10 protein-coding genes and 1 CRISPR repeat array are annotated in these 12,119 nt (G+C 31.2%); of the genes, 5 read left to right on the top strand and 5 right to left on the bottom strand.

Translation table 11 applies throughout. The features are described 5' to 3' along the window. Window positions 1-83: 83 nt before the first annotated feature. Both METIG_RS07495 and METIG_RS07490 read right to left on the bottom strand, forming a co-directional pair. Window positions 84-701, bottom strand: a complete 618-nt coding sequence (locus tag METIG_RS07495) for a precorrin-2 dehydrogenase/sirohydrochlorin ferrochelatase family protein (RefSeq protein WP_013799611.1) — start codon at window positions 699-701, stop codon at window positions 84-86. A gap of 158 nt (window positions 702-859) precedes the next feature. Continuing rightward, complete coding sequence (locus tag METIG_RS07490) at window positions 860-1,972, bottom strand: AAA family ATPase (protein ID WP_013799610.1); 1,113 nt, start codon at window positions 1,970-1,972, stop codon at window positions 860-862. A 127-nt stretch (window positions 1,973-2,099) separates the two neighbouring features. On the opposite strand from METIG_RS07490, the gene METIG_RS07485 reads away from it, so the two are divergent. Further along, on the top strand, window positions 2,100-2,921 hold the full coding sequence (locus METIG_RS07485) for an SDH family Clp fold serine proteinase (RefSeq protein WP_013799609.1): 822 nt from the start codon (window positions 2,100-2,102) through the stop codon (window positions 2,919-2,921). 9 nt (window positions 2,922-2,930) lie between these two features. After that, window positions 2,931-3,278 (top strand): DUF192 domain-containing protein, encoded by a 348-nt coding sequence (locus tag METIG_RS07480; RefSeq protein ID WP_013799608.1) that lies wholly within the window; start codon window positions 2,931-2,933, stop codon window positions 3,276-3,278. Between the two features lie 535 nt (window positions 3,279-3,813). Here the strand turns inward: METIG_RS07480 and METIG_RS07475 are convergent. Together METIG_RS07475 and METIG_RS07470 are read right to left on the bottom strand one after the other, a co-directional pair. Next, on the bottom strand, window positions 3,814-4,749 hold the full coding sequence (locus tag METIG_RS07475) for a transposase (protein WP_013798476.1): 936 nt from the start codon (window positions 4,747-4,749) through the stop codon (window positions 3,814-3,816). Between the two features lie 93 nt (window positions 4,750-4,842). Then, window positions 4,843-5,150: a CRISPR direct-repeat array (repeat unit 32 nt; unit sequence TGTTAAAATCAGACCCTTAGGGGGATGGAAAT). A gap of 255 nt (window positions 5,151-5,405) precedes the next feature. Then, window positions 5,406-6,284: a DUF2121 family protein gene (locus METIG_RS07470; RefSeq protein ID WP_013799607.1), complete on the bottom strand. Its 879-nt coding sequence runs from the start codon at window positions 6,282-6,284 to the stop codon at window positions 5,406-5,408. Window positions 6,285-6,395: 111 nt separating this feature from the next. Between METIG_RS07470 and nikR the strand changes: the two genes are divergently transcribed. Then, window positions 6,396-6,821, top strand: a complete 426-nt coding sequence (nikR, locus tag METIG_RS07465; RefSeq protein WP_013799606.1) for a nickel-responsive transcriptional regulator NikR — start codon at window positions 6,396-6,398, stop codon at window positions 6,819-6,821. On the opposite strand, the gene METIG_RS07460 is transcribed toward nikR, so the two are convergent. Continuing rightward, complete coding sequence (locus METIG_RS07460) at window positions 6,822-7,694, bottom strand: helix-turn-helix domain-containing protein (RefSeq protein ID WP_013799605.1); 873 nt, start codon at window positions 7,692-7,694, stop codon at window positions 6,822-6,824. A gap of 150 nt (window positions 7,695-7,844) precedes the next feature. Between METIG_RS07460 and METIG_RS07455 the strand changes: the two genes are divergently transcribed. Both METIG_RS07455 and glmS read left to right on the top strand, forming a co-directional pair. Next, window positions 7,845-8,783, top strand: coding sequence for a DNA cytosine methyltransferase (locus METIG_RS07455; RefSeq protein WP_013799604.1), 939 nt, complete (start codon window positions 7,845-7,847; stop codon window positions 8,781-8,783). A gap of 34 nt (window positions 8,784-8,817) precedes the next feature. Further along, complete coding sequence (gene glmS, locus METIG_RS09330; RefSeq protein ID WP_013799603.1) at window positions 8,818-12,114, top strand: glutamine--fructose-6-phosphate transaminase (isomerizing); 3,297 nt, start codon at window positions 8,818-8,820, stop codon at window positions 12,112-12,114. Window positions 12,115-12,119: the final 5 nt, after the last annotated feature.

The following is a 12,119-nucleotide window of genomic DNA, read 5'->3' as shown; positions in this document are numbered from 1 at the left end:
AGAATCACCATTCAACCTTTAGCATAAAAATTTCATGAACTCTAAAAATTAGGTAAAAGAACATAGAGAACCTCACTACACTCTTATAAATGATTTTCAATTTTTCCATATTTTCCAATTAATTTTGATAACTCCTTTTTAAATTCATCGTTTTTGAATAATTTTTCAAGGATTTCCTTTCTCTCCTTTTGGTTACTAATTTTTTCTTTTAATTTCTCTCTTACATAACTTTGAATGATTAAATCTTCCTCATGATACAACAGATAACTCTCAACTAACTTTCTTATTTCTCTTGCTATTAATGGACTTTTTCCCTTTGTATACACTGCAAATAAAACGCCATCAACCTCAGTACATGCGGGAATAATCAAATTCGCCTCATCTTCAAATGTGGCGGAATTTACAAACTTTCCCAACTTTCTCGCAATTTTTACAATCCTCTCATTGTTTTTTTTATCAATTGCAGTAACTATTATGTCATATTTCTTAATAATTTTTTCCAAATCTCCATCAGATATTTCATTTACATCGCATTTTATAAAATTAATCTTTTTTTCAAATTCTTCATCATCAAATGTTTTTGAATAGATGTCTATATTTGCATTTGCTTTTAATAACTTCTTTGCTCTTCTTTTCCCAACTTCTCCAAATCCAAAAATAGCAACTCTAAAACCTTCCAAATTAACAAATACTGGTATCATGATTTCCCTTTGTTATGACTGTTAATACGCAATAATTCAATATTAATTTTTAATTTATAAGAACAACATTTTTAAGTATTAAATTAAATAATAAATTTGAATATATAAATATACTAAGATAAAAAAGAAGAAAAGAAAGAATAAGGAATATAACAGATTTATCCATACAAGTGTAATGGTTCTTTTTTATCCCCAAGGATTTTCTTTAATGCAGCATCTAAGTCCTCTTTACTAATGTAATCCCTATCCTCCAATATTGCCTTGTGCAATGCAGGTTTTAAGAATTTTTCTTTTATGTCTCTACCACTCATACCTTTGGTTTTTTCAACATACTTTCTCAAATCTGCCTTAATTGGAATTGGCATCTTCTTTGCATAGAGTTCCATAATTTTTAATCTTTCCTTATCATTTGGTAATTTAAACTCAATCTCCTCCTCAAACCTACTTCTAATTGCAGGGTCAAGCATATTTGGGTTGTTTGTTGCGGCAATGGTTACAACCCCTTCATTATCCTTAATTCCATCGAGTTCAGTTAATAAAGCATTAACTACCTCAGAAACGTCTCCTCTTAATGATTGATACTGCCTACTCAATGCTATGGCATCAAGTTCATCAATAAACACAATACATGGAGCATTTTCTGAGGCATTTTCATATAACTCCCTAATCTGCTTTGAACCATCACCAACATGTTCCCCTATCAATTCTGGTGCTTTTATTAGGAAGAGTGGAACATCGGTCTCTGTTGCCAATGCTCTCGCTAATAAGGTCTTCCCTGTTCCTGGAGGGCCGTAGAAGAGGACATTCTTTGGAGCCCATTCTCCAAATAATTTTGGATTTTCAAGGTATTTCATAATAATTTTGCATTTTCTCTTTGCCTCTTCTTGACCAATAACATCACTAAATCTCGCCTTTTTAAAGTCTCTCTTAACAACTTTTGGAGTCTCTAATTTGAATAAAGTATCTTTTGTTACAATTCCACCTTCTCTTGGGTATGTTGAGATAACTTTAAATGCATAATCAGGGATGATTGTATTGTCGAATAAATAATCACCCTCTTTAACAATCTCGCCAGCCCACTGGTCTCTCGCATAAACATTGAATAATTTTGGATCATCAGTAGTGACTTTAACTTTCTCGCTATTTACTTTTATAGGAAATCCCACAGGCTCCAATACAACATATTTGAGAGCCATAGTCTCATCAGGTAATGGGAGTGATTTTGAGAATAAAGGTTTAATCCTAATGGTGTTTACATTGATGTTGCTCATTGGCACACCTCATAAATAGTTATTATAATTTAAATACATTAATTTGGTATTGGTATACTGATATTTAAATATTATTGTGACAACAATTAAATATTAAATATTGAAAATATGGAATAAGGTGCAGATCATGGATCCGCTTTCCAGTTTATTTTGGTTGTTTTTCATATTCATGCTAATCTACCCACAAATGATGTTTAAATTCAGATTGTTACAGAGATACAAGTGCATAAAAGAATTAGAGGCAGAGAGAAAAACAAGAGTTATTGTTTTAATTCATAGACAGGAGCAATTGGCTTTATTTGGAATTCCAATATACAGGTTTATAAGTATTGAGGATTCTGAAGAAGTGTTAAGGGCTATTAGGATGACACCAGATGATATGCCAATAGACATCATCCTCCACACACCGGGGGGTTTGGTTTTAGCGGCAGAACAAATAGCAATGGCTTTAAAGGAGCATAAAGCAAAAACAACGGCAATAATTCCACACTACGCAATGAGTGGGGGAACTTTGATAGCCTTGGCAGCGGATGAGATAATAATGGATAAAAATGCCGTCATGGGCCCAGTAGATCCTCAGATTGGTCAATATCCAGCAGCATCCATATTAAAAACCTTAGAGATGAAACATGCTGATGAGTTGGATGATGAAACTCTCATCTTAGCAGATATTTCAAAAAAGGCAATTAATCAAGTTGAGGAGTTTGTGTTTGAGTTGTTAAAGGATAAGATGGACGAAGAGAAAGCAAGAAAATTGGCTAAGACATTATCACATGGAGAATGGACACACGATTATCCATTGACGGTTAAAAAATTAAGGGAGTTGGGAATAGAAGTTAATACCAACGTTCCGAAGAAGGTCTATGAGTTGTTTGATTTATACCAACAACCAGTAAATCAGAGACCTTCAGTTCAATACATACCTGTCCCATACCACCCAAAGCGTTAATGGGAAATTATGACAAATAAAAAAATAAAAAAAGTTAAATTGGATGATAAAGAATATAAGATAATACTGGCAGATAATTTTTTAAAACGAGCATTTGGACTGATGTTTAAGGATATTAAAGATAATGAAGCAATGCTTTTCCTATACAAAAACAGAAAACTCCACATTCACACCTTTTTTATGAAATATCCAATAGATGTAATATTTCTTAAAGATAATAGAGTTGTTGAAGTCGTGAAAAACCTAAAACCATGGAGAACATACAAATGCAAAAACTACTCAAACGCAATGCTGGAAATGAAAAGTGGAAATATTGATGTTGAGAAGTTGATTGGAAAAAAATTAGAATTCTTTTGAGTTTTATAGTTGTTTTGCAGAATTTATATGAGTTATTTAATAGTGACATTGATAAGTGGAAAATAATGGCTGAAACCATTCCAAATTTAACAGCAAAAACCCCAGGGTTTGCCATTATATTCCAAGATTTGGATTTTAGTATTATAAAATTCATGAAAAGTATTACTACCCTTCCCTCGCTAAAAATTTTTATTTTTTGATTTAATTGATTTTTAGGAGTTATTTTTTAATTTTATGGATTTTTATCAAATTTCGGAGGGTGCTTTATTTTGAAAGATTTGGGTATTTAAATTTAAGGATTTATTGAGATTTTTTAATTTAAAAACCTAATAGATTATATTTCAAATTTTCCCCGATTGATAGGGTTTATTTAACGATTTAAATAGATTTTAAAAAATTATTTCGATTTTAAACGATTTTTAGGGAAGTGCAGAGGTATATAAATGAACACTGTTAATACCCCTTCGAAAATTAACGTCCCAAAAAGAAGCAAATAGAGGTTGTCGAAAAATTATTTCATCAATGAATTTAAATATTACTCTCTAATACTAATAACTCTCATTAGTGTTAAAATATTATGAACGATTGCTACTGCTAAAGTAGCTCTACATCTACTTTCAGGTAGTTTTTCATTTAGAGTTAATCTAAATTTAGTTTTTAGCCCTCCAAATATCGCTTCTATTACCCCTCTAATTTTATACAGTTTCTTATCAAACAATTTTTTAACTTTCTTTCTGATTTTAGAAATACCGTAATCCCATTTAAACTCTTTTGTTTTAACTATTGGAATGAGGTCTATGGATAACAACTCTCTAAGTAAATCTTCATCATCGTAACCACCATCCAACAATATTATCGCACCTTTCACAAAATCTAAAGATTTTATCATTTTTAGTAAGTTTTTACTGTCTGAACTATATCCATTATCCCATTTTACCATAACAATCGAAATTAATCCATAATCTTTATAATAGCAAGCTAATACGTGCATTTTGTCAAAAACCCGATACTTTACCTTTTTTATTTCATTATTCACAACTCTGATTCTTTCACAATACACTCTTAATAAATGGACTCCAGTGGAATCAGCTATGTAAATTATAACCGATGATTTTAACGAATTAGCAATAATTAAGTGTAATCCAACGATTATTTTAGTTAAATCGCTTATTTTAATCCTCTGAAAAGCTTTTCCGTATGTGGAGCTATCTATATGCTTTTTATGTAAATAATCGGAAAGAGTTTCTAAATCTCTTAAACTAATTCTAAAAATGTGTTTTATTATTAGAGTAGCTATATATTCATTGTAACTTATAGCTAAAGGCCTTCCTACTTTGCGTTTTTCTTTATATGGAAGTAAAATATTTATAATAAATGAAACAAAATCATAAGTGTACTTAATATTGAATATCTTAAACCTCTTATCGTAGGCTTTCCAGTATCCTTTTCTTTTGGTTTTTCTGCCGCTCATAATTATTATTACTATTATTTATAGTATTCGTATTTTTCGACAACCTCAAGCAAATAGAAAACTTTATATAGGAAAAGGAGCAAAATATTGTCCTGTTAAAATCAGACCCTTAGGGGGATGGAAATAATTTGCATGCGAACCTTAAGGCTCTTATCATTCGTGTTAAAATCAGACCCTTAGGGGGATGGAAATGATTGCGAATAATCAAAATAATTAGAGAATACATGATACCTTTTGTTAAAATCAGACCCTTAGGGGGATGGAAATTGGTATGTAGATGTTAAAGGTATATTATATCCAGTTAAAATCAGACCCTTAGGGGGATGGAAATTTTTAAAACCAAATATCCATAACATTTTTTATTAACCATGTTAAAATCAGACCCATAGGGGGATGGAAATAAGAATTTTTCATAATAATAACTTTCTTCACCACCATGTTAAAATCAGCCCTTAAGGATGAAAATAGAAAAAAGAAGTTTTTTATCAAAATTAAGTTATTTGTTAAAATCACCCTTAGGATGGAAATTTTATTTTTATCTAAAAGAGGCATTGCTGAGCGAAGCGAAGCAATGCATCCCATTTTGACGAAACTTTTCTAAAGTTTCAATTAGAGCCATAGGGAGATGGAAACTAATAACACAAACGCAATATATTTTATTTTTCACAGATAGTGTAATCAACAAAAACAGGCGTGTTCTTTCCCTTAACCTTCATCTCTCCATTTTCAATGACTATTACATCACCATCCTCAACGTCTCCCTTAACCTCTATCTCATTAAACATTTTTGGATTTGGGCAAATTTTGTCTATTGCTATGTATTTGTCATATAGAACAAGTTTTCCGTTTTTTATTACTCCAATCTCTCCATTTTTTACAATCTTATTCACTATAGTCATGACTTTACCAAAATCAATCATCTTTTTTCTTAAGGTTTCTCTGTATTCAAATAATGCATCTAAATCTTTCTTTACGACCTCCTCTAAATTTTTGCATTCTTTTGTTGTGTATATAATATCATATCCCTTACTCACTGAAGGAGTATTGCATTTTTTGAAGATATTTTCAATTAAATCCCTAATTTCTTCCAAACTCATCATAGTTAATCTATATCCAGCTTTTCTAAATTCCTCTTCAGCTATTTTCTTTACATATCTATTTCCAAAAACTACAACTCCAGAACCCGTTTTTGTCCATTTGTTTCTTATTTCATCATTAAATACATCAACAATTATACATTTTCCTTTTGTTAAGTAAACTCTTCTCCTTTCAGAATCTATACCAATGGACTTTACCTCCCCAACTAAAACATCATCTCCTATTTTTCTAACCTTTTTCCTATTGTCTTCAATGTGTAGTTTAATACCAAATTCCTCTGCCTTCTTTAATAATTCTTCATCATCCTTAATTTCTCCATTATACAACATCTCTTCAAGCTTTTTTCTTTTCTCTATATCCCCCCTAAACATAATGTTTCTCTTATCTCCACCTAATACAGCCCCATTTCTTCCATAATATCCTATTATCAAACTCATTGTATCACCATTTGGTATTATGATGTATGCAAGAATTTATATATCAGTTAATAATATATATTATCAATTATTATTAATGAAGAATCGTAAAAACTATAAAGGGGTAGTAATATGGTGGACATGGATAGAATAAGTATATCCCTCCCAACAAAATTACTCAACGAATTCGATGAAATTATTGCAGAGAGAGGTTATGCAAGTAGAAGTGAGGCAATAAGGGATGCTATAAGGGATTATATAATAAAGCACAAGTGGATACACAGCTTAGAGGGGGAAAGAGCCGGAACAATTAATGTTATTTACGACCACCACATGTCAGATGTTACAGAAAAATTAACAGAGATTCAGCACGACTATACAGATATTATTGTCGCAACTCTCCACGTGCATTTAGATCACGACCACTGTATGGAAGTTATATTGGTTAGAGGAGATGCAAAGCAAATAAAAGAATTAACTGATAAATTAACTGCCCAAAAAGGAGTTAAGCAAGTTAAATTAACCGTTATGGTGCCGGGGGGTAAAGTACCACAGTAATTAACAGATAACCTCAAATCCAGCATTTTTAATTTCTTTCTTTTTCTTTTCAATTAATTCATTCATCCCCTCTAAATCACCAATAAAGTTTATGGTATGTTTTGTTTTTTCATAGAATTTTGGCTCTTCTATGTTATAATTATTAATATATTTTGAAAAACTCTTATTTAAAAATAAACTATATCCCTCTTCAACCGATTCAATGGCTTGAAATGGATTTTTGACACATTTTGTTATTTTAAATGATATGCCCTCATTCTTTAATATCTTCCACACAATCCTTTGGGCAGAATATCTAATCCCAACCAAATTTTTGAAATCAAATTCATCCTTATAAACCATAACAAAGTAATCATAAGCAACTGGATAAACTTCCCCCTCACTCTCAACACCTAATCCACCCTCACTCCTTAAAAACCTACTATCCATTACTCTAAAACTCCAATATGGATCATCAACACCAATGATCTTTGTCAATCCCATGTTGTATAACTTTAAAACATTATCAAATGAGGAAATGATAACATCATCAAACAAGATTCTCCCAATTTCCCCACTAACAAATCCACAAGCAATAAATTCCCCCTCATTCAACCTATTCTGTATTGAGTTAAAGTAATCTATGATTCTTATGCCTTCCTCAGTTAGCATTGTCCCAGAGGGAGATGAGTAGATTAATTTAGTATTTAACTTACTCTCGAGCCTTTTTATTTGTATATTTATTGAGGAAGGTGGGACTTTTAACATCTTTGCTGCTTTGTTTTGAGATTTTGTCCTTAGAATAGCCTTTAGGATATTTATTTGATTAGAGGTTATAATTTTTCCTTTATATTCTATGTTTATTGTTGGATTAAACTCTTCCTTTCCACTCATGGAAATACCTTGACAACTTTGTAAAGAAAATTTTAAAAATCTTTAAATAAGGAATAAATCCAATCCTAAATTTAAATATATTGTCTATATAATTTAATATCTATTATAATTTAAATAAATCTTAGTTTATAAAAAACTTTGGTGGATTATATGGAAGAAAAACCAAACGTTATAGACTTATTCTGCGGATGTGGTGGTTTCTCTATAGGATTTAAAAAACATTTTAACATATTGGGAGGAATCGAAAACTTTAAACCCTCTGCAAAAACATACATGTATAACGTTGGTGCAAAGGTTTGGGTGGACGATATTAAGAGGATTCCTCCAATGGCGTTTGATGAATTTATAAATAAAGAGAAAGTTGATGTAATTATCGGCTCTCCCCCATGTGAACCATTTACAAAAGCAAATATAAAAATTAAAGATAATCCAGTGGATAGGTTATATAAAGATAAAATAGGACAACTTGTCCTCTACTATATAAATTATGTAGATTACTTCACAAAAAAGAATGATGATTTAATATTTATCATGGAAAACGTTCCCCACATAAAGGAAATAAAGGATGAACTAAAGAAATTGTTTGGAGATATTGGACATAAAGTATACTTTAATATACTGAGGGCAGAGGATTATGGAAATCCATCTAAAAGAGCAAGGATGTTCATATCCAACATAAAATTAAAACCAAAAAAACGTGAAAAGAGAGTTGTCATTGATGCTCTCAGCAATATAGATGAAAATGCCCCAAACCACGAGATACAAAAACTCTCTCCAAAAAAATTGGCATTAATTTCAAAATTAAAGTGGGGGGAAAGTTTATATAAATTTAAGGGAAAGAATAAAATCATGGAAAATTGGTTCCGACTACATCCTTACAAATTAGCCCCCACAGTTAAAGGAAAGGGAAGGTTTATCCATCCGTTTGAAGATAGGCTCTTAACTGTTAGAGAGCAAGCGAGATTAATGGGATTTGATGATAATTTTGTATTCTTTGGTGGGAGAAATACACAATATAACATGATTGGAGAGAGCGTTCCACCAACATTATCAAGAGCAATAGCTGAAGTAATTAAAGATAATCTATGAAAGGTTTCAAAGAAAAATTACAAAGGTAGAAACAATGTGTGGAATAATTGGATATATTGGAAATAAAAAGGCATCTGAAGTTTTATTAAAAGGATTATTAAGATTGGAATATAGGGGATATGACAGTTGTGGGATTGGGGTTGTGAATGACAACAACTTAACAATAAAAAAGAACGTTGGAAAAGTTGAAGAAGTTGCAAAGAAGGAGAATTTTTTGAGTGTCGAGGGAAATATTGGTGTAGGGCATTGTTTGCATCCAGACACTTATGTTATACTACCAGATGGAAGAATGAAAAAGATTTCTGAAATTGATAAAGATGAGGTTTTATCAGTTAATTTTGAAGATTTGAAACTATATAACAAAAAAATCAAAAAGTTTAAACATAAAGCACCAAAGATATTATATAAGATAAAAACTGCTTTTTCTGAACTTATTACAACTGGAGAGCATAAACTGTTTGTTGTAGAGAATGGAAAGATAGTTGAGAAATGTGTTAAGGATTTGAATGGAAATGAGTTGATTGGTATAGTGAGAAAGTTGAATTATAATTTTAATGATAGTGTTGAGTTTAAGGATGTATATGTTGAAAGGCATTATAAGTTGGATGAGACAATAAGAAATAAACTAAGAAAAGTTAGAGAAAAATTGAGATTAACAAGAAAAGATATTGAAAAATTGGAAGGGGTAAAAGAAATATATATTACAAAAATTGAGAATGGGAAATTGGAAAGCATTGAAGAAGAGAGATTAAAGAAATTATGCTCTCTCTATGGCATCAACTTTGAAGAGGTTATAAATGAGAATAATTTACATTATACAAATCCAGTTAAATTCCCAAAAACTCCTACTCCTGAATTAATGCAAATTATTGGTTATATTATTGGAGACGGATATTTCTCTTCAAATAGAACATTAAGATTAAAAGATGAAAGAAAAGAAGTTTTGGAGGAATACAACCAACTATTTAAAAATGTCTTTAACTTAGAAGGAAATATCAAAAAAGGAGAAGGTAATCATTACATATTGGAAATAAACAGCAAATACTTGGTTGATTGGTTTAAAGAGAACATTCCAGAGTTATTTAATAAAACAGGTAATGAGAGAACTCCAAAATTTGTATTTAGATTAAATAATGATTTAGTTGCATCATATTTAAGGGGAATATTTGATGCAGAAGGTTATATGGGAGTTAATACTAAGCAAATTGGTATAGAAATGACTTCCGAATGCCTTATAAAAGAAATTCAGTTCTTGTTGTTGAGATTTGGAATTTTAGCATCATATTCAAAAATGGAGAGAAAAGAGAAAAATTGGAATGATTCCCATAAACTTCTTATAAGTGATAAAAAATCCTTTGAATTATTTAAAAAATACATTGGCTTTACTGCAAAGGACAAAATGGAAAAATTAAACGGCATATTAAACAAAATGAAAGGACTTAACTTTAGATATATTTCAGTTCCACTGACTAAAAAAGAAATAATAGAGTTTGTGGGAGTTCCATTAAAAACAATAAAAAATGGAGATAACTATTGTACTGATTACACAATAGAAAAGATTATCGAAGAACTAAACAGTAGGGGATTATATGACAAAGCAAATTACCTAAAAAAATTCTTAGATGGAGATGTGGTTTGGACAAAATTTGAGATTGAAAAGATTGAATCAGATGTTGAGTATGTTTATGATTTAGAGGTTGAAGATTATCATAATTTTATTGGAAATCTAATAATTAATCATAACTCAAGATGGGCAACACATGGAGGGATAAGCAAACAAAATGCCCACCCACATACTGATTGTAAAAATGAAATCGCAGTTGTTCATAATGGAATTATAAGTAATTATAAAGAATTAAAAGAGGAATTAATTAAAAAAGGTCATGAATTTAAATCAGAGACGGATACAGAAGTTGTTGCTCATTTAATTGAAGAGGAGCTAAAGAAATATGAAAACCCCTCTGAGGATGAATACATAAATGCCGTTAAAAATGCCATAAAAAAATTAAATGGTACTTATGCATTGGCAATAATAAATAAAAACTTCCCAAATGTTCTCATTGGAGCGAGAAATGAAAGTCCATTGATGGTTGGTGTCGAAGAGGATGGATATTTCTTAGGAAGTGATATATCCGCCTTCTTGGAATTTACAAATAAGGCAATACCATTAGAAGATGGGGATTTCGTGGTTATTAAAAGAGGAGATGGTTTTTCATTGACAATTGAAAACAACGGCAAAAAAATAGATAGAGAAGTTATGGAGATAGAGTGGAACATAGAAAGTGCTGAGAAGGGGGGTTATCCACACTTCATGCTAAAAGAGATTATGGAAGAACCAGAGATATTAAAAATCTCTGCCAAAATTTCAAGAGAAGAAATAAAAAAACTTGCAAAATTGATGAAGGATTATGAAAGAGTGTATATTGTTGCTATGGGAACATCTCTACATGCAGCAATGGTTGCTGAGTATTGGTTTGCCATGATGGGAAAGGTAGTTATTCCAATAGACGCATCAGAGTTTTTAATTAAGGGAGTTGTTGATGAAAAAACCTTGGTTATTGCAATAACTCAAAGTGGGGAAACCTACGACACAATAAAGGCAATAAGGTATGCAAAGAGTAAAAATGCAAAGACGGCAACAATTGTAAATGTTTTGGGAAGCACTGCAACAAGAGAGGCGGATATAACAATCATGATGGGAGCAGGAATTGAGATTGCGGTATGTGCAACAAAAACATATATGGCCCAGTTAATGATACTATATAGGTTGTTTATTGAATATGGGGAAGTTATTGGCAAGGATATGAGCAAATATAGAGCAGAGATTGAGAAAATCCCTAACTATATAAAAGAAGTGCTGAATGAAAAGGATGAGATAAAAAGGATTGCAGAGAACTTAAAAGTTCATAACTACATCTTTATATCCAAGGGGATAAATCTACCAAATGCTTTGGAGGGGGCTTTGAAGTTTAAGGAAATTACCTATTTGCATGCAGAGGGAATGAGTAGTGGGTTCTTAAAGCATGGAACTATTTCATTGATTGATGAGAACATGGATACCGTTGCTTTAGTCCCACCATCAAACTCCAAGCTCCTAAATTCAGTTTTATCTAATATAGAAGAAATTAAAGCGAGAAATGGAAAGGTTGTTGCAATCTCTCCAATAGATGTTGAGGTTGATGAAATTATAAAAGTCCCAGATGTCATGGAGGAGGTTAGCCCATTCGTCTATGCCCCAGCATGCCAATTGTTGGCTTATTATAAGGCCGTTGACCTCGGTAGGGATGTTGATAAGCCAAGAGGTTTAGCTAAGAGTGTTACAGTTGAGTGAGGGAT

The sequence above is a fragment of the Methanotorris igneus Kol 5 genome (assembly GCF_000214415.1).
Lineage (GTDB): Archaea > AGJL01 > Methanococci > Methanococcales > Methanococcaceae > Methanotorris > Methanotorris igneus.
This window is presented reverse-complemented; position numbering and strand designations above follow the sequence as displayed.